The sequence below is a fragment of the Rhodanobacteraceae bacterium genome, from assembly GCA_016713135.1.
Taxonomy (GTDB): Bacteria; Pseudomonadota; Gammaproteobacteria; order Xanthomonadales; family SZUA-5; genus JADKFD01.
The window spans coordinates 70,915-96,170 of the sequence record JADJPR010000001.1; the positions used below are offsets into that span (position 1 = coordinate 70,915).

General features: G+C 69.6%; 16 protein-coding genes. 7 read left to right on the forward strand and 9 right to left on the reverse strand.

Annotated elements, in window-relative coordinates:
* Positions 1-61 precede the first annotated feature (61 nt).
* Positions 62-1,657, reverse strand: coding sequence for a PfaD family polyunsaturated fatty acid/polyketide biosynthesis protein (locus tag IPK27_00240; GenBank protein ID MBK8066093.1), 1,596 nt, complete (start codon positions 1,655-1,657; stop codon positions 62-64).
* Positions 1,658-1,688: 31 nt separating this feature from the next.
* On the opposite strand from IPK27_00240, the gene IPK27_00245 reads away from it, so the two are divergent.
* Together IPK27_00245 and IPK27_00250 are read left to right on the forward strand one after the other, a co-directional pair.
* Positions 1,689-2,303: a TetR family transcriptional regulator gene (locus IPK27_00245; protein ID MBK8066094.1), complete on the forward strand. Its 615-nt coding sequence runs from the start codon at positions 1,689-1,691 to the stop codon at positions 2,301-2,303.
* Between the two features lie 232 nt (positions 2,304-2,535).
* Complete coding sequence (locus IPK27_00250) at positions 2,536-4,092, forward strand: YdiU family protein (GenBank protein ID MBK8066095.1); 1,557 nt, start codon at positions 2,536-2,538, stop codon at positions 4,090-4,092.
* Between the two features lie 441 nt (positions 4,093-4,533).
* On the opposite strand, the gene IPK27_00255 is transcribed toward IPK27_00250, so the two are convergent.
* Together IPK27_00255 and IPK27_00260 are read right to left on the reverse strand one after the other, a co-directional pair.
* Positions 4,534-5,925, reverse strand: coding sequence for a hypothetical protein (locus IPK27_00255; GenBank protein ID MBK8066096.1), 1,392 nt, complete (start codon positions 5,923-5,925; stop codon positions 4,534-4,536).
* Positions 5,922-8,072, reverse strand: coding sequence for a protein kinase (locus tag IPK27_00260; GenBank protein MBK8066097.1), 2,151 nt, complete (start codon positions 8,070-8,072; stop codon positions 5,922-5,924). Before IPK27_00260 ends, IPK27_00255 begins: the two co-directional genes overlap by 4 nt.
* Before the next feature lie 585 nt (positions 8,073-8,657).
* Here IPK27_00260 and IPK27_00265 point away from each other — a divergent pair.
* Positions 8,658-10,538, forward strand: a complete 1,881-nt coding sequence (locus IPK27_00265) for a hypothetical protein (protein MBK8066098.1) — start codon at positions 8,658-8,660, stop codon at positions 10,536-10,538.
* Positions 10,539-10,704: 166 nt separating this feature from the next.
* Here IPK27_00265 and IPK27_00270 read toward each other — a convergent pair whose 3' ends face one another.
* A complete protein-coding gene (locus tag IPK27_00270; protein ID MBK8066099.1) occupies positions 10,705-11,679 on the reverse strand; it encodes a 2OG-Fe(II) oxygenase in 975 nt (324 codons plus the stop codon).
* An 88-nt stretch (positions 11,680-11,767) separates the two neighbouring features.
* Here IPK27_00270 and puuE point away from each other — a divergent pair, with 88 nt between their 5' ends.
* Both puuE and uraD read left to right on the forward strand, forming a co-directional pair.
* Positions 11,768-12,688 (forward strand): allantoinase PuuE, encoded by a 921-nt coding sequence (puuE, locus tag IPK27_00275; GenBank protein ID MBK8066100.1) that lies wholly within the window; start codon positions 11,768-11,770, stop codon positions 12,686-12,688.
* 107 nt (positions 12,689-12,795) lie between these two features.
* Positions 12,796-13,299 (forward strand): 2-oxo-4-hydroxy-4-carboxy-5-ureidoimidazoline decarboxylase, encoded by a 504-nt coding sequence (gene uraD, locus IPK27_00280; protein MBK8066101.1) that lies wholly within the window; start codon positions 12,796-12,798, stop codon positions 13,297-13,299.
* Positions 13,300-13,517: 218 nt separating this feature from the next.
* Here uraD and IPK27_00285 read toward each other — a convergent pair whose 3' ends face one another.
* The 3 genes from IPK27_00285 to IPK27_00295 form a co-directional block, all read right to left on the reverse strand.
* Positions 13,518-14,705 (reverse strand): urate hydroxylase PuuD, encoded by a 1,188-nt coding sequence (locus IPK27_00285; GenBank protein MBK8066102.1) that lies wholly within the window; start codon positions 14,703-14,705, stop codon positions 13,518-13,520.
* Positions 14,706-14,707: 2 nt separating this feature from the next.
* Positions 14,708-15,061, reverse strand: coding sequence for a hydroxyisourate hydrolase (gene uraH / locus IPK27_00290; GenBank protein MBK8066103.1), 354 nt, complete (start codon positions 15,059-15,061; stop codon positions 14,708-14,710).
* A 208-nt stretch (positions 15,062-15,269) separates the two neighbouring features.
* Positions 15,270-15,452, reverse strand: coding sequence for a hypothetical protein (locus tag IPK27_00295; protein ID MBK8066104.1), 183 nt, complete (start codon positions 15,450-15,452; stop codon positions 15,270-15,272).
* 344 nt (positions 15,453-15,796) lie between these two features.
* Here IPK27_00295 and IPK27_00300 point away from each other — a divergent pair, with 344 nt between their 5' ends.
* A complete protein-coding gene (locus IPK27_00300; protein MBK8066105.1) occupies positions 15,797-17,260 on the forward strand; it encodes a glycosyltransferase family 39 protein in 1,464 nt (487 codons plus the stop codon).
* Between the two features lie 255 nt (positions 17,261-17,515).
* On the opposite strand, the gene IPK27_00305 is transcribed toward IPK27_00300, so the two are convergent.
* Positions 17,516-19,174 carry a tetratricopeptide repeat protein gene (locus IPK27_00305; protein ID MBK8066106.1) on the reverse strand — a complete coding sequence of 553 codons (1,659 nt, stop codon included), beginning with the start codon at positions 19,172-19,174 and terminating at the stop codon, positions 17,516-17,518.
* A gap of 356 nt (positions 19,175-19,530) precedes the next feature.
* On the opposite strand from IPK27_00305, the gene IPK27_00310 reads away from it, so the two are divergent.
* Entirely contained in the window at positions 19,531-20,736 is a 1,206-nt protein-coding gene (locus IPK27_00310) for an acyl-CoA dehydrogenase family protein (protein ID MBK8066107.1), read from the forward strand.
* Between the two features lie 1,056 nt (positions 20,737-21,792).
* Here IPK27_00310 and IPK27_00315 read toward each other — a convergent pair.
* Positions 21,793-25,194, reverse strand: a complete 3,402-nt coding sequence (locus tag IPK27_00315; protein ID MBK8066108.1) for a hypothetical protein — start codon at positions 25,192-25,194, stop codon at positions 21,793-21,795.
* Positions 25,195-25,256: the final 62 nt, after the last annotated feature.

Below are 25,256 nucleotides of genomic sequence, written 5' to 3' on the forward strand. Positions count from 1 at the left end.
GCGAAAGTCCTGCTTTCGCTGTTCTTTGCGTCCTTTGCGTCCTTTGCGGACCAGATGCTCTTCACGCCAGCGCCCGCGGGCGGAAGTCGAACGCCGCCGCCGGCACCGGCACGCCGTAGCTGCGCAGTTGCTGCGCGCGGGTGATCGCGGCGGCGCCTTCGAGCAGGTTCAGCGCGACCTGGGCGACGCCGCGGTTCGCCGGCGTTTCGAGGAAGCTGCCGCGGGCCCAGGTGTTGAAGGCGCCCATCGCCGGGCCGCACCAGATCTGGTAGTCGGAGCTGCGCTCAGGCACCCCGTCGATGGCCCAGCGGCTGGCGAGGCCGAGATAGCTGCGGAACACCAGCGCCATGCGGTGCTTGGGGTCGCGCTCGGCGCGCGCCACCTGGGCCGGGTCGCGTTTCTCCCAGAAGGCGCGGGTGCTGGCCCAGGCCTCGTCGAAGCTGGCGCGCAGCATCGATTGCTCGACTTTCTCGCGCTCGGCGGCGGGAATCGCCTCCAGTGACGGGTGCGCGCGGTACAGCTCGTACAGCTTGCGTGCGCGCACCGCGAACAGCGTGCCGCGCTTGAGCACCTGCACGTCCACGCCCATCTCGAACATGTCGGCGGCCGGCGCCATGGTCACGTCGGCCATGTCGGCCTGCGCCAGCAGCACGCGCGCCGCCTCACCCAGGCCCGATTCGACGCAGCCCTGGTTGACCGAGCCGGTCTGCACATAGTCGGCGCCGAGCGCGAAGGCCGCCGCGACGGCGCCCGGCGTACCCAGGCCGCCAGCCGCGCCGATGCGGATCGGCAGGGTGTAGCCGCGCTCGGCGGCGATGTCGTCGCGCAGGCGGGCGATCGCCGGGATCAGCGCAGGCAGCGGACGATTGTCGGTGTGGCCGCCGGAATCGGCCTCGCAAGTGATGTCCTCGGCCAGCGGGATCTGCGCCGCGAGTTCGGCTTCCTGTGGGCTGAGCTGGCCGCGCTCGACCAGCTTGGCCAGCAGCGCGGCAGGCGCCGGGTGGAGGAAATGACGCGCCACCTCGGCGCGCGAGATCTTGGCCACCAGCCGGTGCCGGCGCTGGACGGTGCCATCGGCCGCACGCGTGAGGCCGGTGCAGGCATAGCGCACCACCGCGGCGGTCAGGCGCAGGTAGGCGGAGGCCTCGACCACGCGCACGCCGCGGCGGATCAGCAGATCGGCGACCGCCTCCTCGTGCGCGGGTTCGCTCGGCGCGTGGATCAGGTTGACGCCCCAGGGCAGCCCGGCCGGGTCCAGTTCGCGCGCCAGCTCGTCGATCGCCGCCTCGATCCGCGGCAACGACAGCCCGGCGGCGCCGAAGAAACCCAGGCACCCGGCGCGCGCGAGCGCGATCACCATGCGCGTCGAGGCGATGCCGTTGGCCATCGCGCCGCCGATGTAGCCGAAGCGCGTGCCGTGCTGCTCGCAGAAGCCGCGGTTGCCCAGCCACTCGGGGTACAGCGGCGGCAGGCTGCCGAGGGTCTCGCAGCCGGCCGCGGGTGCGTGGGAGACGCCGATCGCGCCGCGCGAATCGCGCAGCAGGAGCAGCGGGAGGCGCGGCTGGGCCGCGAGCGCGACGATGGCCGCGGGGGTGAAGGCCGGAGCCTGCGGTGTGATGGAATCTGGCACTGAGGTTCTTTTGGCACTGAGTGGCATTTTTGCCGACGCGCCCTTATATCCTTCGCGTATGAAGAAGTCACCCGTGCCCCTGCGCGAAACCAAGAAGGACGCCACCCGCCGTGCGCTGGTGCGCGCCGCCAACACGCGCTTCCACCGCGATGGTTTCGACGCCACCACCATCGACGACATCTGCGCCGACGCGGGCGTCAGCCGTCGCACCTTTTTCCGCTATTTCGCGAACAAGGAAGCGCTCGCCTTCCCGCACCGCGCCGAGCGGCTGGAGCGCTTCCTGGAACTGCTCGAAGGCGCGCCGGAACAGGAGAGCCCTTTCGCCAGCCTGCGCGCGATCGCCCAGGTGTTCGCCCGCGAGTACGCCGCGAACCGCGAGCAGCTGATCGCGCAGCAGCGCCTGATCCAGTCGGTACCCTCGCTGGTCGCGCGCGAACACGAGATCGACCAGGACTGGGAGCACGCGATGGCGCAGGCCTTCGTCGCCCGCTTCGGCGGCGGCGAACTCGCGCAGCTGCGTGCGCGCATGCTCGCCGGCGCCGCCATCGGCGTGATCCGCGCCACCATGCGCTACTGGTTCGAGCACGACGGCCGCCCGGACCTCGGCCAGCTCGGCCAGCAGGCGCTGGATGCGCTGCAGGATGGGTTTTTGGGCGGGCAGCGGGCGGGGTGAGGCGCCGATTGCGGGTTGTGGGTTGTGGGTTCTGGGTTGTAGGCAGCAAAGCCCTGCACACCGGAAGCCAGTGGGAGCGGCTTCAGCCGCGATCTCTTCCCGGCGGCCGCCGGAGAGATCGCCGACAAAGTCGGCTCCCACAGGTCCGCGGCCCACGAGCTCTGCTGCCTACAACCCAGAACCCACAACTCACAACCCAAACCGGTCCCGCCAGCGCACACCATAGCCGCCCATGCCCCTCCCCCACGACAACCGCTTTCTGCGCGAACTCCCCGGCGATCCGCTAGGCGACAACCGCACGCGTCAGGTGCACGGCGCGCTGTGGTCGGCGGTGATGCCGACGCCGGTGGCCGCGCCGCGGCTGCTCGCGCACTCGCCGGAGGTGGCGGCGGCCATCGGCATCCCGGCGGACGTCGTCGCGTCGGAGGACTTCGCCCAGGTGTTCGGCGGCAACCGGCTGTGGCCGGGGATGCAGCCGTGGGCGAGCAATTACGGCGGGCACCAGTTCGGCCACTGGGCGGGGCAGCTCGGCGATGGCCGCGCGATCAGCCTGGGCGAGGTGATCGGCGCCGACGGCGCGCGCCACGAGCTGCAGCTCAAGGGCGCCGGGCGCACGCCTTATTCGCGCCATGCGGACGGGCGCGCAGTGCTGCGCTCGTCGTTGCGCGAATTCGTCTGCAGCGAGGCGATGCACCACCTCGGGGTGCCGACTACGCGCGCACTGTCGTTGGTCGCCACCGGCGAGGAGGTGGTGCGCGACATGTTCTACAACGGCAATCCGCGCGCCGAACCCGGGGCGATCGTCTGCCGCGTCGCGCCCTCGTTCATCCGCTTCGGCCATTTCGAACTGCCGGCCGCGCGCAAGGAGCGCGCGCTGCTGGAACGGCTGGTCGATTTCACCCTGGCGCGCGACTACCCGCACCTTGGCGGTACGCCGGAGCAGCGCCGTGGCGACTGGTTCGTGGAGGTGTGCGAGCGCACCGCGCGGATGCTCGCGCACTGGATGCGGGTCGGATTCGTCCACGGCGTGATGAACACCGACAACCTGTCGATCCTCGGCCTGACCATCGACTACGGCCCCTACGGCTGGCTGGAGGATTTCGATCCGGGCTGGACCCCGAACACCACCGACTTCGAGGGCCGCCGCTATGCCTACGGGCGCCAGCCGGAGATCGCGCAGTGGAATCTGTCGGCGCTGGCCGGCGCGCTCGCATCGCTGTTCCCGGATCAGGCGCCGCTGCACGCCGGGCTGGCCGCCTACGCGCGCACCTTCATGGCCGAGCAGGCGCGGCAGACCGCGGCTCGCTTCGGCTGGGAAGCGTTCGACGAACCACGCCAGCGCCTCGCGCGCGAGTTCTACGCCCTGCTGCAACGCTGCGAGATGGACCTTACGCTGGCCTTCCGGCACGTCGCCGACATCGATCCCGCGGCTCCCGACATCGCCACCTTGGAACCCGCCGTCTATCGCCCGGCGCTGGTCGCAGCCGAGGCGGGCGAATGGCAGCAGTGGCTCGCCGGCTACGCCGCCAGCCTCGCCGACGACCCGCGCCCGGCCGCCGCAAGGCGCGCAGCGATGGACGCGGTCAACCCGCTGTACGTGCCGCGCAACTACCTCGCGCAACTGTGCATCGACGCCGCCGAACGCGGCGACCTGGCGCCGCTGCAGGAATGGATCGACACCCTGCGCAAGCCCTACACCGCCCAGCCCGGCCGCGAGCACCACGCCACCCGCCGCCCCGACTGGGCCCGCGAACGCCCCGGATGCTCGATGCTTTCGTGCAGTTCGTAGCGGGGTCAAACGCGGAGGCGCAGGGCCGCCGACCACCCATTCAACGCAGAGACGCAGAGAGCGCGGAGAGAAGCAGATGCAGGACGGTTTTCTCTGAGTCCTCCGCGCCTACGCGTTTGACCGGACCGATCGTCACGGAGTCGCCGTCGCGTAGCCCGTTGTGCCGCGCGTTGCAAAGAACCGGACGCAGAGGACGCAGAGGAAAAGCAGAGAGAACGCGGAGTAGAGCGCTCGTGGCCGGGAGCGGTGAGCAACGGAACCACCCGGATGCCGATGCCATCCTCCACCCAGGCCTCCCCCCGAATTCTCTGTGTTCTCTCTGCTTTTCCTCTGCGTCCTGCTCTTCGTCCGTTCGCGACCAGCCCCAATGAGCTGGCTTGCGGGACGCGCTTTCTCTGCGCCCTCCGCGTCTCCGCGTTTAATCGCCCCGGAACTGCCTCGTCAAAGCCCGGCAAAGCGCGCGATGAGTTTGGGCGAGAACACCTGGGCGTTGGGCTTGAGGGTCTGGTCGCGGCGCTTGGCGTCGCGCAGGTCGGCGTCGACGGCGGCGATCAGCCCCTGGTCCTGCTCGCCGCCGCGCACGTAGAGGTGCCAGCGGGCGGCGGCGCGCAGCAGCAGGGCGTGGGCGCGGGCGCGGTCGTCGGTCAGGCGGTCCAGCTGGTTCCAGCGCGCGGCTTCGGCGTAGTTCGCCGCGAGGTACCAGCCGACCAGCGTGCGCAGTTCCGCGGGCGCAGGCTTGGGTGCGGCGGCGATCGCGGCGTCGAGGCCGCGGATGGCGCTGGCGGCGCTGGCGAGCGCGCTGTCGATCGCCTTGGGATCCTTGCCGCCGAGCGCGCGCTCGAGTGCCTGGCGCTGGGCCGCGGCCTGGCTGCGCGCGGCGGCGTCGCTGGCGATGCCGGCCTGGCTGGCAGCCGTGAGCCGCCCGTCCAGGCGCGCCAGGGCGTCGTTGCCACGCTTGCGCGCCTGGGCCAGGGTCTGCGCGGCCAGGGCTTCCGCCAAACCGGCGCTGGCCGCCTGGGCGCGCTCGTCGAGCGACGCGAGGCCAGTGTCGAGCTTGCCGGCGTCCGCCTTGACCGTCTGCAGTGATCTGGCGTCGCCGGCAGCGCGCGCGCGTTCGAGACTGGCCCCGAGCTGTTGCCGCTGGCTCTTCAACTGCCCGAGTTCGCGCGACAGCGCGCGTGCATCGCCCGTGCCGGCCAGCGGCGCACTGCCCAGGCGGCCCTCGATGGCGGCGATGCGGCGGTCGCTCGCGGCGAGCGCGGTCTGCACCGGGGCGGTCTGCGCGCTGCCGAGCGGCGTCACGCCCGGAGCCGGGCGGGTTTCGGCCACGGCGGGCTGGGTGGGCGCGACCGGCGGCCGGGTGGGCTGGGTGGTGGGCTGCGACGTCGGCTGGGTGGTGGGCTGCGTCCCGGCGGGTGCGGTGGTCGGCTGGCCGGTCGGCGGCGGATTCGCAGCCGCGAGCAGGCGCTGCTCGCAGCCCTTGAGTTGGGTCGATTGTTCGCTGGCGAGGGCCGGCAGCCCGGCGACCACGCGCGCGCTGGCGGCGGTCTTGAAGGCACCGACCGCGGCGTTGCAGTCGTCCAGCCGCGCATTCGCCAGGCCGAGGTAGTAATGCGGCACGTAGGGGATGAAGTTGGTGCCGTAGGTGCGCATGCGCGGAACCGGCGTCGGGTTTTCGGCGATGGCAGCCTGCATCAGCCGCCGCACCTCGGCCCAGTTGCCCTTCTCCGCGGCTGCGACGCCGTCCTGGTAGTCCTTCTTGTAGTCGGCCAACGCCACCAGCGGCAGCAGCAGCGCCAGGACAACCAGCAGCAGGCGGGCGCGCGCACTCATCGGAAACCCGCCTGCTTGAGGTAGGCGTCCGCGTCCAGCGCCGCGAAGCGCAGCTCGGCGGCGCTGACTTTTCCGCGCGCCACCTGCGCCTTGGCGGTCTGCTGGCTGCGCCCGTCCGGACCCTGCACGGTGATCGTGTATTCGCCCTCGGGCAGGGTCAGCAGCAGCGGGGTGGCGGCGTCCTGCCCAAGCGGCTGCTCGCGGCCATCGCTGCCGACGACCTTGAGCACCTTGCCCCAGGGCACCGCGTCCAGCGCCAGGCGGCCCGCGCGCGCCGCTTCCTCGGCCGCGCGCTCGCGCGCCAGCGCGGCTTGTTCGGCCGTCGCCACCTTGCCCTCCAGGATGCGCAGCGCGGCGCTGTCGGGGTAGCGCTGCAGCACCGGGCCCAGCAGCGAACGCGCCAGCGGCAGATCCATCGCCTGGAGGGCGCTGTTCGCTTCGCGCGCGGTGCGGTCGAGGAGCTGTTCGCGCAGCACACGCTCGGCCTCGTCCAGCCCGGCATAGCGCAGGCTCTCGAGGCCAGCCAGCACCTCGACGATGGTGCCTGGCGTGAAGCGGCCGTCGCGCAGGAGCTGCTCGATCGTTCCGCGCGTGCGCCCCGCTTGCAGGCGCACGCTGAGCTGGTCGGCCGCGACCGCCGCCGCGCGCGCTGCCGGATCATCCGGGAACAGCTCGGCAATGCGGTCGCGCTGCGCCAGCGCGGCGGCCAGGTCGGAGGCCGCCAAGGCCTGCTGCAGGCGCGCATCCAGGCCCTTGCGCACGCGCTGTTCCAGCGCCTGGTAGCGCGCGTCCGTGGCGCCGGCAATCGCCGCCAGCTCGGCCAGCCGCGCGCCGAGCTCAGGACTGTCGAGCCCTCCCTCGCTGGCCAGCAGCGTCTCCAGCGCGTCGCCACGCTGGCGGACGTCGGCGTCGCGCGTCAGCGCGCGCTGGGCGTCGTCGAGTTGCGCCAGGCGCTGCGCCAGTTCGTCCTCATCGAAGGCCGGCGCGGCCTCGGCGAGCAGGCTGCGCGCGGCGCCGAACTGGCCGTCAGTGGCGACCAGCGCCTGGACTTGATTTTCCACCTCGGCGCGCAGCCGCTGGCGGCGCTCGACCACCAGCTTGTGGCTGGTTGACAGCTCCTGCATCAGGTCCAGCGCATGCGCCGCGCTCTCGTTCGGCGGGCGCACCAGCTTGCCGGCTGCGAGGCGGTCGTCGAACACCGTCGCCAGCGTCTCCAGCAGCGCGCGGTCCTTGTCCGACAGCTCGCGCGAGCCGAAGGCGAACCACAGGCCCACCGCCAGCAGCACCAGCAGCGCCGCGGCGCCGGCCATCCAGGCCTTGCGCCGGTCCGGCGGCGGCGGCGGCGCGGGTTGCACCACCGACGGCGGGCCGCTGTCGCGCACCATCGGCTTTTGCGGCCGCGGCGTGCGCTTGAGCAGCTCGCGCAGGGTGTCCTCGTCCGGACCATCGTAGGAGAAGCCAAGGCCGCGCATCTGCTCGGACAGCGGCAGACCCACGTCGAAGCGCAACGCCTGCCGCAGGTCCGCGTTCTCCATCAGCACGGTGCGCAGCGCCACCACCACGCTGGCCATGTCCGGCAGGCGCTCGTCGCGGTCCTTGGCCAGCATGCGGTCGATCACCGGCTGCAGGTCGGCGAAGTGCTCGGGCAGTTGCGGGATCGGCGCCTGCAGGTGCTGCATGCACACTGCGATCGGTGAATCGCCCTGGTAGGGCTGGGTCCCGGTCAGCAGCTCGTAGAGCATCGCGCCGAGCGAATACACGTCGGAGCGGCCGTCGATCGGCTTGCCGCTGATCTGCTCCGGGCTCATGTAATGCGGCGTGCCGAGGATGTTGTCGCCGGTGATCTCGGTGCGGTCGCCGGACAGGTCCCGGGCGATGCCGAAGTCGGTCAGCACCGGGACCTTGCCGCGCATCATCACGTTGGCGGGCTTCAGGTCGCGATGGACGATGCCGAGCGCGTGCGCCGCGGCCAGCGCCGAGGCCAGCTGTACGGTGACGCCGATCGCCTCGGCCGCGGTCATGCCGCGCCGCAGGTGGTCGCCGAGGGTGCCGCCCTCGATGTACTCCATCGCGATGTAGGCGACGTTGCCGACCTTGGCGATGTCGTAGATGCCGCAGACGTTCTTGTGCGACAGCCGCGCGAGCATGCGGCCCTCGCGCAGGAAGCGCTTCTCGGTGCGCTCGCCGGGTCGCCCTCGCGCAGATTGGTGCGCATCACCTTGATCGCGACCTTGCGGTCCAACGAGGTCTGCCGCGCGAGGTAAACCGTGGCCATGCCGCCGACGCCGAGCTCCTTCTGGAGCTCGTAGCCGGGGATCTGCGGCAGCGGATGGTCCGTCATGGTCGGCTCGGCGGGAGACCCGGCGATGGTAGCCAAGGCATGCACCGCACCGCCAGTTGCATCCGTGGTTGGAGTGAAGCGGGGACGAGAAGCAGAGGCGGGGCAGGGGGAAAGGGATCCGCCGTGCCGCGGTTCCGGCCCCTGCAGTGGGTTGGGGGAGTTTCGGTCGCCCCTGACGGTGCGCTTGTTGGCGCATCGAACTGGAGGGCGCGAGTGCACGCAAGAGCCGGTTCGGTGCGAAGGAGCGCGTTGACGTGCCCTCGTGCCCTCCTTTCCTGCGTGGCTTTCACGACAGCCCGATCCGCGCCACAATCGGTGCATGCGGCGACGCGGGTCCCCTGCCCCCCGACCCCTGCCCCGCTTTTCGGATCCCCAGCGGAGAGCATCGGCCATGCGCAGCTACCTCGCACTCCTGGCAGGCACGACCTGGCTGCTGGGAGCGGCTTCCCCGGTCGGCGCCGCGGGACATCTCAAGGTCGACGAGCCGGGCTTCCAGATTGCGTTGTCCTCGCAGACCGCGGGCACCACGCCCGGTTGTGCGGCGGGCTTCTACGCGCTGCGCGTGAGCGATGGCGCCGAGCCCGGCAATGCACCGGGTTTCTATTCGGTCGGGCTGGAGCTGCAGCAACCGGGCAGCCGGGTGTTCGCCGGCGGCTTCAATTTCGGCGGCCTGGCGGATACCGCGGTGCCGGCCTTCGCGGCGATCTACATCACCAATCCGGCGAACGAAGCGCAGACCTTGCGCGTATCCGTCAGCGGCACGCGCCCCGGCAGCAGCGCCGATGTGCGCGTGGAGCTGCGCCTGCGCGCGCGTGCGCCGTCGCCAGAACGCGTGGTGTATGCGCAGACGGCGACGCTGCAGGCGGGCCTGCCATTCACCCGCAGTGTCGCCGTCGAGCCCGGCTTCTATGCCTTCGAGGTGCTTCCGCTGGATGGCGGGGCCGGCGCGGACGCGCAGCTCGCGATCGGCCTCGAAACCAGTTTCGTGGACCGCCCGGGCGGCGGTTTCCAGGGCGGCGTCAACTTCGGCGGCTACCACGACGCGTCCGCCGCGCCGGTCTCTGGCTTTGCGGGTTTCTGCCTCGACGACGCCCACAGCGTGAGCGTGCGCACCTTCGGCCGCACGAGTTTCCCGGGCGTGGGCGCCGGGGACCTGCGCATCCAGCTGGTGCGCGACAACTCAACCGCGGCGGGCGATCTGTTGTACGACTCGAATCCGACCGCGCCGTCTGCGGTGCAGGCCACGCTGCGCATCGTCAACACGCTGGACACCCGGCTGTACGCGCCGCGACTCAATGACGTGTCCTGGGCCGATGTCGCACCCAAGCAGAGCATCGACCTGGCCTACCAGGGACCTTCGCGCGGGCGCCTGGAATTCCGCGTTGCGACCAGTCCCTTCGGCCAGGCCGTGCGCCTGGTGCGCAGCGAGGAGATCGTGTTCAGCGCCAATGGCCAGGTGCAGGTGGCCAGCGTGGGCCACAACAACGTCGCCATCGAAACCGCTGCGGGCGCCGACAAGGCGTTGTCGCCGATTGCGCTGTATTCAGCGGTAATCGATCAGGGCAACCCGGCGCCGGTGCAGGTGCGCATCTTCAACGGGCTCACCGGGCAGGAGGACGCGCTGGCGATCCCGGGCCTCGCCGGCCCGGTGACCGTGCGCAACAACACGCTGAGCGGCAACCCGCGGGTGTATTTCGTGGTCAATCCCAGCCAGTCGGCGCGGGTACGCGCGGTGCAGAACGTCACTGGCCTCGTTGCGACCATCCTGCAGCAGAGCTATGCGGACCTGGCTGCCGCGCCAAGCGGCGATTCGGTGGCGACGATCACGCCGGAGACTTTCGGACCGACCACCAGTTTCTGCCCGCAGCCGGTGCTGACCGTGCCGGGCTGCGTCGGCTCGGCCACCCAGTTCGCGCAACTGCTGTCGATGGGCAGCGCCGGGCGCAGCGACAATCTGCTGTTCACGCTGTGCAGCAACTACTCGACAAACAGCCCGAACACGCTCCGGATCAGCCGTTCACCGATCATCTGCACGCTGCCCGCGCCGGCGCCCTGCCCAGGCAATTCCGGGATGGACTTCAGCGTCACCCGGGCGTCGGGGACCGTCATCGCCGGGCCGACGCCGCTGCAGAACGGTGCCTCAGCCTCGCTGACCCTGAGCGGTCCGGGTTGGCTGCCCGGTGAAAGCTACTGCCTGACGGCGCGCCAGGTGAATCCCTGGGAGGGCGGATTCAACTACGAGTTCCGGCTGCTCGGGACACCGTCGCTTTAGCGCCGCTGACCGGGCCGGTCAAACGCGGAGTCGCGGAGGACGCACGGAGAGAAGCGTCAGGGTCAGGCCGCCTTTCCTCGCGTCCTTGGCGCTGGCGCGACCCGATGAACGCAGAGACGCAGAGAGTGCTCTTCTCCGCGTCCTCTGCGTCTCCGCGCTGAACAGGCTACCGGCGCAGCCCGAGGCTGCGCAGCACGCGTCCGCCGAGGCGACGCACACGCCAGTAGAGACGTCGCGCCAGGCTGCCAGGTGCCCCCAGGCCGAGCAAGCCGCGGGCGTTCTCCAGTTGCCGGCTGAGCTGGGTGATGTCGCGATACAGCCGCTGGATGTGCTGCTCGCGGCGGGTCAGGGCGATGCGCAGCTCGCGTGCGTCGCGCTCGCTCAAGGTGCGTCCCGGCTCGGTCCATTCGGCCGGCACCGGGTGGTCGACATAAATCGTCGAATGCGGATCGGCCAGTTCCTCGGCCGGGCGTTTCCGCGTGTAGAAGTACAGCGCGATCGAGCGTCGCGTCAGCTCCGGGCGGTCTGCTGGCGGCTCGATCCGCGCGAAGCCGTGCCAGCTCCATTCGGTGGTTTCGAAGATCACCGCTCGGTTCAGCAGCGGGGTCAGCGTGACCCTGCGGTTGTCCTCGCGCCGCGGGTCCGAATGCAACTCCAGCGCGCCGCCCCAGGCATCGTCCCACTCCGGGTTCAGGTAGACGATCAGGTTCAGCCGGCGATGCCAGTGGGTCTCCGGGTGGCGGTTGAAATCCACATGCGGGTCCAGGTCCTGCCCGCGACGGTTCTCATGGGTGCCGCCGCCGAAATAGTGCGGATCGTAGAGCAGGTCGGGAATTCCGGTGATCTGCGAGATGAGCCGCAGGAATTCCGGCGACTGGATGCGATCGTCCAGTTCCTTGTAGGCGGGACCGAGGGCCCGGATGCGCTCGACCACGCTCTTGCCGGCCAATTCGCCGGCCTCGTTGCGCGCATCGCCACGGGTGAAATCCGGGAACTCCGCACGCAGCCGGGCCAGGAACTCCGGCGCGAAGAAATTCTCGATGACCACATGGCGAAAGGGATTGCGCCGGTTGAACTCGGCATGCAGTTCGGCGCTGCGCTGGGCGACGCAAGGATCGAGCACGGCGAGCTCGCGGGAAATGATGGCGCGGCAACGATAGGGCGCACACGCACAGGCCGTAAACCCGGGCGCTGCTGGCTATGCTTGCCCGGTTCAGTGAGGAATCGACATGGCCAACTACCCGCGCGACCTGATCGGCTACGGCCGCAACCCGCCGCACGCCGATTGGCCGGGCGGCGCGCGGGTGGCGGTGCAGTTCGTGCTGAATTACGAGGAAGGCGGCGAGAACTGCGTGCTGCATGGCGACGCCGGCAGCGAGCAGTTCCTGTCCGAGATCATCGGCGCCGCGGCCTACCCGGCGCGCCACCTCAGCATGGAGTCGATCTACGAATACGGCAGCCGTGTCGGCGGCTGGCGCATCCTCGACGAATTCGCGCGGCGCGAGCTGCCGCTGACGGTGTTTGGCGTGGGCATGGCGATGCAGCGCCATCCCGAGTTCATCCGCGCCTGTGTCGACGCCGGGCACGAGATCGCCTCGCACGGCTGGCGCTGGATCCATTACCAGAACCTCGACGAAGCCACCGAGCGCGCGCACCTGCATGAGGCCGTCGCGGCCCACCGCGAGGTCACTGGCGCCGCGCCGCTCGGCTGGTACACCGGGCGCGACAGCCCGAACACCCGCCGCCTGGTGGTCGAACACGGCGGCTTCGAATACGACAGCGACTATTACGGCGACGAGCTGCCGTTCTGGACCGAGGTGGCGTGCGGCGACGGCAGCCGGCGCCCGCACCTGGTGGTGCCGTACACCCTGGACGCCAACGACATGCGCTTCGCCACGCCGCAGGGCTTCAACACCGCGAACCACTTCTACGAATACCTGCGCGACTGCTTCGACGTGCTCTACGCCGAGGGCGCCGAGCGTCCGCGGATGATGTCGATCGGCATGCACTGCCGATTGCTCGGCCGCCCCGGCCGCTTCCTTGCGCTCCGGCGCTTCCTCGACCACATCGAGCAGCACGACCACGTCTGGGTGTGCCGGCGTATCGACATCGCCAGGCACTGGCGGCAGCGGCATCCGTGGGGCGGGTGACGGGGCACGGGGCACGGGGCACGGGAAGAGCGGCCTCAGCGGAAGCATGGCCTTGAGGAAGCGGACGTGCGAGCCTTTCCCGTGCCCCGTGCCCCGTGCCCCGCCCCATGACCCTCGCCGAACTCAACGCCCTCGAGCAACCCGCCTTCACCGCCGCGCTGGGCGGGATCTTCGAGCACTCGCCTTGGATCGCAGCGGCGACTTGGGCGGCGCGGCCCTTTGCCAGTGTGGACGCGCTGCACGCGGCAATGTGCGCCACGCTCGCGGCCGCCGATGACGACGCGAAACTGGCGCTGATCCGCGCGCATCCGGAGCTGGCCGGCAAGCTCGCGGTCCGCGGCGAGCTGACCGAGGCCTCCACCCGCGAGCAGGCCGGCGCAGGCCTGGACCGCTGCAGCCCCGAGGAATACGCGCGCCTGTCCGAGCTCAACGCCACCTACGGCACGCGCTTCGGCTTCCCGTTCATCCTGGCGGTGCGCGGCCACACCCGCGAATCGATCATCGCCAACATGGCCGCGCGCATCGACAACGACCGCGCCACCGAGATCCCCACCGCGCTCGCGCAGATCGAACGCATCGCACGCTTCCGCCTGGGGGATTTGCTGGGTTGAATCTGGTGCGGATGAAGCAGGTGTTGGTGTTGGTTGTTGGTGCTGGACGAAGCCGGTGTTGGTGTGGGTTGTTGGTGTTGGAAGGAGCCGGCAGCCGGGCGAGCCTGGTACCAGGCCGTGTCCACGGGGCGTGGCGAAAGAAGTCCGCTCCGCGGACCGGTTCATCGCCCCAAGCCGCTTCAGCCAACACCAACAACTAACACCAACACCGGCTTCTCCTAACGTGCGCGATGCCAGCGCTCGATCAGCGCGCGCTCTTCGTCGGTCATCTGGGTCAGGTTGCCGGGCGGCATGATCCGGAGCACCACGGTCTGCTGGTAGAGCTTGTCGGCGCGCGCCTCGATGTCGGCCTCGGTCTCGAGGAAGGCGCCGAGCGGGGCGCTGGGCATCAGCGTGGGCTGGCGCGCGTGGCACTGCACGCAGCGCTGCGCCAGCACCGCCTGCACCTGGGCGGCGGTGGGCGGCAGGAAATCGAGTGATTCGTGGTCGCCGCGTACCAGCGGCGTGCTCGCCGGCTGCGGCTTCGGCGCCAGCCATGCGAAGGTGCCGAGCAACACCGCGCAGCCGGCCAGCAGCAGCCACCAGGCGCGCCCACCCGAATGCCAGAGCACGAAGAACTGTCGGATCAGCGCGCCGGCGCTCATGAACAGCGCGAGCACGATCCACGCATGCTGGTGCGCGTGCGCCGGCGCGTAGTGGATCGACAACATCGCGAACACCACCGGCAGCGTGAAATAGGTGTTGTGCACCGAGCGTTGCTTGCCGCGCTTGCCGGGCAGGGGATCGGGTGTCTCGCCGCGCGCGAGCGCCGCCACCATCCGTTTCTGCCCCGGGATGATGATGAAGAACACGTTCGCCGACATGATCGTCGCCAGGGTGGCGCCGACCAGCAGGAAAGCCGCGCGCCCGGCGAACAGCTGGGTCGCCAGCCAGCAGAGGCCGAGCACGAACACCGCCACCACGATGCCGAGCACCCCATCGCGGAGGCCGACCACGCGGCAGGCGGTGTCGTAGACCAGCCAGCCGCCGGCGAGGAAGGCCAGCGCCGCGCCGATCGCCTGCGCGGGTGTCAGCGCCGCCACCGCGGGGTCGATCAGGTAGATGCCGGGCTGCGCGAGGTAGAGGATGGACAGCAGCGCGAAGCCGCTCATCCAGGTGGTGTAGGACTTCCACTTCGACCAGTGCAGGTCATCGGGCATGTGCGCCGGCGCCAGCAGGTATTTCTGCTTGTGGTAGAAGCCGCCGCCATGCACCGACCACAGCTCACCGAACACGCCCGGCGCGCCGTTGGGCTTGAGCGCGCGGTCCAGCATGACGAAGTAGAAGGACTCGCCGATCCACGCGATCGCGGCGACCACGTGCAGCCAGCGCAGCAGGAAGGTTGCCGCCTCGATCCAGAAGTCCACGCTCAGCTGCCCCGGTAGGTGCTGTAGCTGTAGGGCGAGACCAGCAGCGGCACGTGGTAGTGCGCGGCCGGATCGGCGATGCCGAAGCGCAGCGTGACCACATCGACAAAGCGCGGCGAGGCCAGCGCCACGCCGCAGGCAGCGAAGTAGTCGCCCGCGGCGAAATCGAGTTCGTACACGCCGGCGGTCAGCGCGTCGCCCTCGAGCAAGGGCTGGTCGCAGCGGCCGTCGGCATTGCTGGTGCGGTTGTCGATCAGCGTGCGCGCGGCGCCATCGACGCGGTACAGGCGGATCGCGATGCCGGCGCCGGGGCGGCCGTGCGCGGTGTCGAGGATGTGGGTGGTGAGTCGGCCCATGCGGCGCGTCGGAGTGTGGCTGGAGCGCCCCAGTCTAGCGATCACCTGCCGTTTCCGCCGAGCGCCCGCGGAGCCGGGCTTGCCCGGCTGGATCTGCGGCGGATCAGCGGAGCAAGCCCTGATCTACGACAGGGCGTGGGCCCAGTCGGCACCCGTAGAGCCGAGCTTGCTCGGCTGGATCGGCAGCGGAATCGCGAAGCAAGCTCCGCTACCACTCGGTCTGGTGCGGATCGTCCCGATACAGCTCCCGGCTGGCATCCAGCAGCAGCATGCGCAGTCGGTCGATGGCGTGGTCCAGGCCCGGATCGGGGCGGATACGGCGCGCCTGCTCGATGGCATGCGCGGCGTTGTCGAGCGCACTCAGGTAGCAATGCAGGGTTTCGTTCGCCATGGTGTCCTCCGCTGGGCAAGCGCCTGCATCGTCGTTGCGCGGCGCCAGGTGCGTCCTTGACCGGGGTCAGGTGTGTGCGAACTGACCCCGTTCAACGCGGAGACGCAGAGGACGCGGAGAACTGCCGAAGAATGCGTGGCCGATCGATCTCCTTTCCTGCTTCTCTTCGAGTCCTCCGCGTCTCCGCGTTGAACCGGTCCCGTCCAGAGCGCAATCCAACGAAAACCACACGTTCGGCTAAGCGACGCCTAAGCGACGCGCGGCAGGCTATCGTTCCCGCGTTTGCGATGGACCCTGCGGCCTTGCACGAATTCGCCGCCCGACTCGAAGCCGAACACCCATCGATGAGCGCATCCTCACGGCCCCTGATGTGGACGCTGTTGCTGTCCTTGCTGCTGGCATTGTCCTTCCAGGGCGCGCGCGGGCTGTGGGGGCCGGACGAGGGGCGTTACAGCAACATCGCGCTGGAGATGGTGCACTCCGGCGACTGGCTGACGCCGCGGCGACATCCCGAGCACACCCATTTCGCCAAGCCGCCTTTGACCTACTGGGCGATCGCCGCCAGCGTCAGCGTGTTCGGCGAGCATGAGGCGGCGCTGCGGCTGCCGAACGCGCTGTCGCTGATCGCCACCGTGATCCTGCTGATCCTGCTCGGGCGGCGGCTGGTGCCGGCAACGCCGTGGCTGCCGGGGCTGATTTTCGCGACCAGCCTGGTGCCCTTCGCCGCCGCCAACCTGATCAACACCGACTACCTGCTGACCGCCTTCGAGACCCTCGCGGTGTACGGCTTCGTGCGCCTGTGGCAGGCGGGCGATGCACGCGAGGCGCGCGCCGGGCGCTTGTGGATCTGGGCCGGCTTCGGCCTGGCGTTCATGACCAAGGGACCGCCGGGCCTGCTGCCGCTGCTGCCGATGTGGGTGTTCCTGCGCACCTTGCCCGCGCCGCGGCCGCGGCTGATCGACCTTCCATCGCTGGCGCTGTTCGCGCTGGTCGCGCTGCCCTGGTACGCGGCGGTGATCGTCGCCAATCCCGGCCTGCTCGACTACTTCCTCGGCTACGAGGTCTACGGCCGCGTGTTCACCGATGTGCACGACCGCAACTCGCACTGGTACGGCGCGATCCAGGTCTACGCGCCGGTGCTGCTGCTCGGCATGCTGCCGTGGTCCTGGGTGCTGTGGCCGCGGATGCGCCAACTGTGGCGCCAGCGCGGCGCGCTACGCGGCTGGTGGCAGGCGCGCGCCGTCGAAGACCGCTGGCTGTTGCTGTGGTTCGCGCTGCCGCTGCTGGTGTTCGGCCTGGCGCGCTCGCGCCTGCCGCTGTACCTGCTACCGCTGATGGTCCCGCTCGCGCTGCTGATCGCCCGCCGCTGGCAGCCGGCGCTGCCCGGGCAGATGCGCCGCATCGGCTGGACCGCCGCGATCAGCGCCGCTGCGCTGCTCGCACTGAAGGGCGGCGTGCCGCTGCTGCCGCATGCCAAGGACACCCGCGAACTGGCTGCCACGATGCGCCAGCAGTGGCCGGATCCCGGCGAGATCGTGTTCATCGAGGAATCCGCGCTGTACGGGCTGCGCTTCTACCTCGGCGTGCCGGTGGAGCGTGTGACCCTCTCGGAAAAGGACGATCCGGCCTACGACAGCCCGCTGCTGGAAGAGCTGGCCGAACTGGAAGCGCGCGTGTTCGTGACCACCGCGAACCGCATCGCGCGAGTGGACGCCGCCTTGGCGCCGCACGGCTACCGCTTCGTGCCGCAGCAGCGCCTCGAACGTTATGTGGTGGGGCGGGTGGAGGTGGTGGCGGGCGGCGGGTGAGGGGCTGTCGGGAGCGGGCGCAGGGCGGTGTATCGCGCAGTGATTCACCGCCGGGGGCAGGCGGCAAGCACCCGGGGAACGCGCTGCGCGCGTACCACCGGGCACGCCGATGGGCCGGGCCGCGGTCGGGTGGACCAACGAAGCCGCGAGTCGCGAACGGCGTCGCGTTCTAGAGATCGCCCCGGTCCCGTCCCCTTGCCCCCTGACCCCTGCCCCGCTTCCAGTGGACGTGACCCAAAGCCGATCCCGTCCGCCTCAGCCCCCCGCCGCCTCCACGATCTGCCGCAGCTTCTCGCGCACCCGCAGCGCGAGTCGGTCGTAGTGCGCGCCGAGCAGTTGGCGCAGCTCGTTCTCCTCGATGTAGCCGATCGAACGCCGCCAGGCGCTCTTGGCGGCACCGATGCGCACCTGCATCGCGAGGATCCGTTCGGGGGTGTCGACACGCTCGGCGGTGGCGTTGGGATGATCGCGGCGATAGCGCTCGATACGCTCCCGATGGCGGGAGTACACCACCGCCGGCGGGGTGTCCGCCGCCAGGGCAAGCAGGTCGACCTTGCCGCGGTAACCGAAGGCACTGGTGGTGCCCGCGTTGTTGCTGACCAGGAAGCCGCCATCGTCGAACTCGGTCTCCAGCTCGAACACCCTGGGCCGCTTCCACTGACGCATGATCTTGAGCAGCAGGAAAGCGATCCAGCCCGGCCACTTGGGCTCCACTGCGTAGCTGGCGCCGCAGGTGATGCCGTCGCCCGCCGCGTAGATGCGCACCAGGGTCGGGCGCCCCAGTTGCGGCGCCAGGTGCAGCGGCTCGTAATCGCCGACCACGCGGAAACCCTGCGCGCCCAGGGTCGCCGCGGTGCGCTCGGCAAACTCGCGCATGAACTTCGGGTAGTCCTGCAGCTGGCTCGGGCGGTAGTCCGGCTCCGGCTCGTGTCCGAGGGCGTAGATCTTCCAGGCGATGTCGATGGCCAGCATGTCGTCCGGGTGGTCGCTGACGAAGCGCGCCAGCGCCTGCTCCAGGGTCATGCCACTGCGCACACCGGCGGCGGCGCTCTTGATCATCGATGCCGCAAGCTCATGGCCGAGCGTGGCTCGCTCGCGCTCGTCGGTGTCCGCCAGCGCCTCCTCCAGCAGGCGGGCCGCCTGCTCGTGCTCGCCGCGCCCGCCATTCTCGGAGGCCGCGCGCATGTCGGCGATCGCCGCGCGCCGCGGATCGTCGAGCGGGGTCACGGCGAGCACCGCGTCGTAGGCCGCCAGCGCGGCGTCGAACTCGCCGAGGTCGTGCAGCAGCCGCGCCAGGCGCAGGCGCACGCGCGGATCGTTCTTCAGCGCCAGCGAGGTTTCGAAATCCGCGCGCGCCGCGAGCAGCGTCGTGCGCGACAGCCGTTGGCCGGAGAAGGTGCGGATGACATCCGGATCCTCGCCACCCTCGTCGCCGAAGCCGACCACCGCCGCGCGCTGCTGCCAATCGCCGCGCAGGCTCCAGGCCTCGGGCTGCTGCGGGTCGAGCTCGATCGCGCGCGCCAGCGCTGCCTGTGCCTCGTCGCGACGCTCGCCCGGGCCCAGGTAGCGCGCCAGCAGCAGGTGCGCGCGCGCCAGCTTCGGGTCCAGTTCCAGCGCGCGGCGCACATCGGACTCCGGGAAATTGCCTTGCGCGTCCTCGGTGGCCAGCTCGGCGCGCATCAGCCAGGCCGGTGCGTAATCCGGTTTCAGGTCGAGCACGCGCTTGATCGCCGCCAGCGCATCGTCCTCACGCCCCAGCGCGTGCAAGGTGCGCGCGCGATGCCAGTGCAGCGGTGCCTGGTCGGGATGCTCGTCCGCGAGAGCCTCGATCATCTCCAGCGCGCGCTCCACATCGCCGCTGCGAAATTCCAGCGCAAAACGCTCCAGGCGCTCGCGCGCGGTCGGCTGGCTCATGGCGGATCCCCTGTCTCGTTGCGGGCAGGATAGCGGGTGTTCTGGTTTGGGTCGCTGAAACGGGTTGTGGGTTGTGGGTTGTGGGTCCGTTGAAACGGGTTGTGGGTTGTAGGTTCTGGGTTGTGGGCGGCCACAGCCGGTGTGCCGAATCCTGGTGGGAGCGGCTTCAGCCGCGATCCTTTCCCGGCGGCCGCGAGCAGAAGATCGCCGACAGAGTCGGCTCCCACAGGCCCGCGGCGTGCGAGCTTCGCTGCCCACAACCCAGAACCCACAACCCACAACCAGAACCAATGGCCGACTGCACTCCCGACCGAATCGGGCTTACCCTAGGGCCCCTTTCCCGCCGAGATGCCCCCATGTTCGACCTGTCTGCGCGTGCCCAGGAGATCCGCGAGCGCCTGCTGGCGTTCATGCGCGAGGTGGTGGAGCCGGGCGAGCGCGAGTACCACGCGCATGTGGCCGCCGAAGGCCAGCGCTGGAGCATTCCGCCGGTGATGGAGGAGATGAAGCGCAAGGCCAAGGCCGCCGGGCTGTGGAACCTGTTCCTGCCGGACAGCCGCCACGGCGCCGGCCTCACCAACCTCGATTACGCGCGGCTGGCCGAGATCATGGGCCGCTCGCTGATCGCCTCCGAGGTGTTCAACTGTTCGGCGCCGGACACCGGCAACATGGAGGTGCTGCACCTGTACGGCAACGAGTTCCAGAAGAAGCTGTGGCTGGAGCCGCTGCTGGCAGGCGAGATCCGCTCCGGCTTCGCGATGACCGAGCCGGACGTGGCTTCATCGGACGCCACCAATATCCGCTGCCGCATCCTGCGCGAGGGTGACCACTACCGCATCAGCGGACGCAAGTGGTGGACCACCGGCGCGATGGATCCGCGCTGCAAGTTCTTCATCGTCATGGGCGAGACCGACCCGGAAGCCAAGCCCTATGCGCGCCAGTCGATGGTGATCGTGCCGCGCGACACCCCGGGCGTGCGCCTGGTGCGGCCGCTGACCGTGTTCGGCTACGACGACGCGCCATGCGGCCATGCCGAGCTCGCTTTCGAGGATGTGCGCGTACCGCTGGGCAACCTGATCTATGGCGAAGGCAAGGGATTCGAGATTGCGCAGGGCCGCCTGGGTCCCGGCCGGGTGCACCACTGCATGCGCTCGATCGGGCTGGCCGAGCGCGCGCTGGAATCGATGGTGGCGAGGGCCAAGTCGCGCATCGTGTTCGGCCAGCCGATCGCACGCCACGGCATGGCCCAGGAGGCCATCGCGCTCAGCCGCTGCGAGATCGAGCAGGCGCGCCTGCTGACGCTGTCGACCGCCTGGGCGCTGGACAAGCTCGGCACCCGCGGCGCGCGCGACCGGGTGGCGATGATCAAGGTGGTGGTGCCGCGCATGGCCTGCACGGTGATCGACCGCGCGATCCAGATCCACGGCGGCGCGGGGCTGTCGGACGACCATTTCCTCGCCGCTGCCTACGCCGGCGCACGCTCGCTGCGCATCGCGGATGGCCCGGACGAGGTGCACATCATGTCGCTGGCGAAGATGGAGTGCGAGCGCGCCGTGGTCTGACGCGGTTGCTTGAACCGTTCAACGCAGAGGCGCAAAGGGACGCAGAGACGAGCGTCCGGATCGAGGCTCAAGCGGGAGTGGCGAACGACGACCCTGTGATTGGGCGACCGGAACTCTCACCGAACATCCGATCCCTCATTGATCTGAAGAGCAGTTTGTCCGCAAAGGACGCGAAGGACGCAAAGAAGAGCGGAAACCGCTTTCGCTTCCTTTGCGTTCTTTGCGTCCTTTGCGGACAAAAAAATGGCGCGGGTCGCGAAGAAGTTCGATGCGTGAATAAGCGCACCGGCAGGGGCGACCGGAACTCTCACCGAACATGTCACAAGGCATTGATTTAGAAAAGGTAAATTCGGAGGGCACGAGGGCAAGAGGGCACGAGGGCACGCAAAGGCGCTCCTTCGCGCCGAACTGGCTCTTGCGTGCCCTCGTGCCCTCGTGGCCTCGTGCCCTCCAGTTCGATGCGCGAATATGCGCACCGCCAGGGGCGACCGGGACTCTCACCGAACATGTCGCAAGGCATTGATTTAGAAAAGGTAAATTCGGAGGGCAAGAGGGCACGCAAAGGCGCTCCTTCGCGCCGAACTGGCTCTTGCGTGCCCTCGTGCCCTCGTGGCCTCGTGCCCTCCAGTTCGATGCGCGAACAAGCGCACCGCCAGGGGCGACCGGGACTCTCACCGAACACGTCGCAAGGCATTGATTTAGAAATGATAAATTCGGAGGGCACGAGGGCACGAGGGCACGCAAAGGCGCTCCTTCGCGCCGAACTGGCTCTTGCGTGCCCTCGTGCCCTCGTGGCCTCGTGCCCTCCAGTTCGATGCGCGAATCAGCGCACCGCCAGGGGCGACCGGGACTCTCACCAAACATCCGATAACTCATTGATCTGAAGAGCAGATTGTCCGCAAAGGACGCAAAGAAGAGCGGAAACCGCTTTCGCTTCCTTTGCGTTCTTTGCGTCCTTTGCGGACAAAAAAATGGCGCGGGTCGCGAAGAAGTTCGATGCGTGAATAAGCGCACCAGCAGGTTCGATGGGCGAACCAGCGCACCGGCAGCGGCCATTCACCCGCCCGGCACCACCACCAATTCGCGCTGCTGCGCATCCTGCAGCCGCAGGCGCAAGTCCTTCGCGCCGCTCGGGCCGTAGGTCGGCTGCGAAAACACGCGCAGGCTGGTGCTGTGCGGGGTGGCGAGGCAGAAGCCGGCGAAACCGCTGACGCCGCCAAAGGGATGCGCGGCGTGGTAGCCGCCGACCACCGCGCCGCCCTGGAAGCCGCCGCCAGGCCGATCGGTGAAACTGGTGCTGAGTTCGAAGAAGAACTGGCCCTCGGGAGCGCCACCGACTGCGCCGTTCACGGGTGCCACGGTGGTCTCGTAGAAACCCGGTGGCAGGTCGATGGACTGGGCGTAGGCACTGGCCAGCGAGAGCGAGGTGGTCGCTTCGAACACGGTTACGCTGGTGTTGGCGTCCGGGCGCCGCGCAATGCGGATCCGCACCGGCACGCTGCCGCTGGCATTGTCCGCCGGGCTGCCGGTAACCCGCAAATTCAGTCGCTGGTTCTCGTTCGCCGCATTGGCGAAATTGAAGCCGGCGAAGCCCACTTGCCCGGCGTCGATCAGCCCGCCGAAATTGAGGCCACCGGCGAGCACGCGGGTGCCCGGATCGTCCAGCAGCAACTCCATGCCGAATGCGCCTGGTGTCAACCCGGCGCCTGGGCCGTCGCTCACCGAGGCGATGAAGAATCCCGCCGGGCAGCTCGCATTGGCCGGGTTGGGCGGGGGCAGCGTGTAGCGCGAAAGCGCCGGCTCGTCCTGCGGGCCGGTCGGTGCGAGGGTGCGCGGCAGCGGCCAGACCCAGGCGCCGCGGCCGCGGGTGTAGACGCCGAGCGTGGTGGAGCCGCGGTCGACCACCAGGTCCCAGACCATCGCGCGCGGCAGGGTCTGGAAGCGGTTCCACACCGGCTGCGCCGCCTCCACATTGTCGCTGTAGTACAGGCCCCAGTCGGTGCCGACGAACACCTGCTGCGGGATCCACGGGTTGACCATCACGGCATTCGCCGGGATGTCCGGCAGGTTGCCGCTGACATCGCGCCAGGTGAAGCTGGCACAGTTCTCGCTGCAGCGCACCTGATAGACATGGCCGGGTGTCGCTGGCGTGTTGGCGCCGAATCCGGCCACCGCGGCGTAGCCCTTGGTCGGGTCCAGCGGATCGACCGCGACGCCGAGGATCGGGCGGTTCGGCAGCACCTGGTTGCCGCCGGTGACGTTGACCCAGCTCGCCGACCCGGTGCCAAGCGCGAAGCCGAAGCTGACGCTGCCGTCGAGGGTGCCGACCATCGCCACGCGGCGGGTGGACGGCGCGAAGCGGATCGCCTGGATCACCGAGCGGTTGTCGGTGCCGACGATCAGGTTGTTCTTGGTCAGGTCCGGACTGATCGGCACCCAGCGCTGCGCCTGGCTGCTGCCAGTGGCACCGTTGGTGCTCTCCCACACCCGGTAGGTGCCGGCGATCAGGTGGTTGCAGCCCTGGACCGTGCCGCAACCACTCTCGGGATCACTGGTGCTGCCGAATTTGTACAAATCGAAGGGCATCAGGAAGCTCTTGCGGTCGCCGCCGGCCTCGCCCGGCGACCACGGGCCGCTGGCCGCCACCTCCGGGGCATTGGCGCCGTTGACGCTGGCGACAATGTTGCCGCGCTGGCTGGACATCCACACGCGCTGGCCGAACACCGGCTCGATGCGGGTGGCGATGCCATCGCCGCCGTAGATGTGCTGCCAGGCTTCCGGTACCACCTGATCGCCGAACTGCACCAGCGACGAGGTGCCGTTGTCCTGCGCGCCGCCGACCGCAATGCGCGGGTTGGCATTGGCGAAGTCCGGGCCGAGGTCGCCGTAGTAGAACTCGATGGTGTTGAACGTCAGGTTCAGCGGGATGAAGGTCGGGCTGCCGCTGTTGGCATTGCTGCTGTAGTAGACGCCGCCGTCGTTGCCGATCAGCAGGCGCGCGGGATCGCCGCCGACATAGGCGCGCGCGTGCTGGTCGACATGGATGTTGGCGCTGGACTGTGCGCATTCGTTGTCCAGGCGCGCCATGTTGGCGAAGGTAGCTGCGCCGTCGGCCGAGCGGTAGGGCCACCAGGCGCTCAGGATCAGTTCGTCGGGATTGTTTGGCGCCACCGTGATCCCGGCGTTGTACCAGTTCTGGGTGCCGGGCTCGCAGCCGCTGAACTGGGCGGGCGTGGCGCGCGCGGCCCAGGTCTGGCCGCCGTCGCCGCTGCGCCACAGGCCGATGATGCTGAAGTTCTGCGGGTGGATCGCCTCGGCGTAGATCACGTTCGGCTGGCTCGGCGCCACCGCGATCTCGATGCGCCCGACCGGGCCAAAGCCGGTGCCTTCGCCGATGCCGGCCGGCCAGCCGTTGTCGGCGCGCGTCAGCCGCTGCCAGCCGGTCGGACAGTTGGCGCTGGGCATGCTGACGCGATAGATGCTGTTGGCGCCGTTCAAGTCCAGGTCCGGCTGCACCGGCGTGGCCGATCCGCGCGTGCCGACCGCCGCGTACAACTGGGTGACCCCGCCCTGGTTCACCGCGAGCAGCCCGGTGATGTCCTGACGCTGCGGGTTGGCGCTCGCCGGGCCGTAGGGATTGGTCAGGCAGGGGCCGGTCCAGCTCTCGCCGGCGTCGTAGGAGAAGTACAGCCCGGTCTTGGTGCCGGCGACGACCCGGTTCGAGTTGTTCGGATCGACCACCACCTTGCCGACCGACTGGTACTGCGAAAAGGTGGTCTGGTTGGCCGGGTAGTTCGGCAGGAACACCTCGCGCCCGAGCACGCGCCAGCTGTCGCCGCCATCGTTGCTCTTGAGCACCCCGGCCGAGCCAAAGGACCAGGATCCGAAGCGCAGATCACCGGTGCCGGCGTAGATCGTGTTCGGGTTGTTCGGGTCCATTTCCAGATCGCTGATCGCGATCGATTCGATCTCCGGTGCGTCGGTCACCGGTTCCCAGGTGGTCGTCAACGTGCAGCAATTGCGCGTGCGCCAGACCCCGCCCCCGTCGGTAGCGGCAAAGGCAACGAAGGAGTTCGCATCGCCTGCGACCGACGGCTGCGGCGCCACCACGATGTCGTTGACGCGCCCACCATTGACGTCCAGGCCATCCTGCAGCGGCAGCGGGCCGAGCGGCGTGAAACGCGTCGGATCGAGCGCATGGGCGCTCTTCTCCAACCGGCGCTCGCCGCGCGGCAGCGCGGCCAGCACGCGCGCATCGACGTCGCGCGCGGCCTCCCACCAGGCGGGATCGAAGCGACCGGTCGGGTAGGTGTAGGTGGTTGCGAGAAATTCGCCGATCGGCACCTTGCGCGGCGACTTGATCGGCGCGGGCGCAGGCTCCTGCGCCAGTTGCGGTGACGTCGAGGCGCAAGAAGCCAGCAGCAGGACAACCGGCAGCAGCAAGGGACGCAGGGACATCGGCACACCCGGATCGCGAGGGATGCCCGAGTTTCGCATCGTCCGCGTGCAGCCGGAAGCAT

What these genes read in the sequence shown, in the direction of transcription:
- IPK27_00255 (MBK8066096.1), bottom strand. Translation starts at nt 5,925, where the DNA reads ATGAGTGCGCGCGCCCGCCTGCTGCTGGTTGTCCTGGCGCTGCTGCTG.
- IPK27_00305 (MBK8066106.1), bottom strand. Translation starts at nt 19,174, where the DNA reads ATGAGCCAGCCGACCGCGCGCGAGCGCCTGGAGCGTTTTGCGCTGGAA.
- IPK27_00265 (MBK8066098.1), top strand. Translation starts at nt 8,658, where the DNA reads ATGCGCAGCTACCTCGCACTCCTGGCAGGCACGACCTGGCTGCTGGGA.
- IPK27_00315 (MBK8066108.1), bottom strand. Translation starts at nt 25,194, where the DNA reads ATGTCCCTGCGTCCCTTGCTGCTGCCGGTTGTCCTGCTGCTGGCTTCT.
- IPK27_00250 (MBK8066095.1), top strand. Translation starts at nt 2,536, where the DNA reads ATGCCCCTCCCCCACGACAACCGCTTTCTGCGCGAACTCCCCGGCGAT.
- IPK27_00245 (MBK8066094.1), top strand. Translation starts at nt 1,689, where the DNA reads ATGAAGAAGTCACCCGTGCCCCTGCGCGAAACCAAGAAGGACGCCACC.
- IPK27_00295 (MBK8066104.1), bottom strand. Translation starts at nt 15,452, where the DNA reads ATGGCGAACGAAACCCTGCATTGCTACCTGAGTGCGCTCGACAACGCC.
- IPK27_00300 (MBK8066105.1), top strand. Translation starts at nt 15,797, where the DNA reads ATGAGCGCATCCTCACGGCCCCTGATGTGGACGCTGTTGCTGTCCTTG.
- IPK27_00240 (MBK8066093.1), bottom strand. Translation starts at nt 1,657, where the DNA reads ATGCCACTCAGTGCCAAAAGAACCTCAGTGCCAGATTCCATCACACCG.
- puuE (MBK8066100.1), top strand. Translation starts at nt 11,768, where the DNA reads ATGGCCAACTACCCGCGCGACCTGATCGGCTACGGCCGCAACCCGCCG.
- uraD (MBK8066101.1), top strand. Translation starts at nt 12,796, where the DNA reads ATGACCCTCGCCGAACTCAACGCCCTCGAGCAACCCGCCTTCACCGCC.
- IPK27_00310 (MBK8066107.1), top strand. Translation starts at nt 19,531, where the DNA reads ATGTTCGACCTGTCTGCGCGTGCCCAGGAGATCCGCGAGCGCCTGCTG.
- uraH (MBK8066103.1), bottom strand. Translation starts at nt 15,061, where the DNA reads ATGGGCCGACTCACCACCCACATCCTCGACACCGCGCACGGCCGCCCC.
- IPK27_00260 (MBK8066097.1), bottom strand. Translation starts at nt 8,072, where the DNA reads ATGCTCGCGCGGCTGTCGCACAAGAACGTCTGCGGCATCTACGACATC.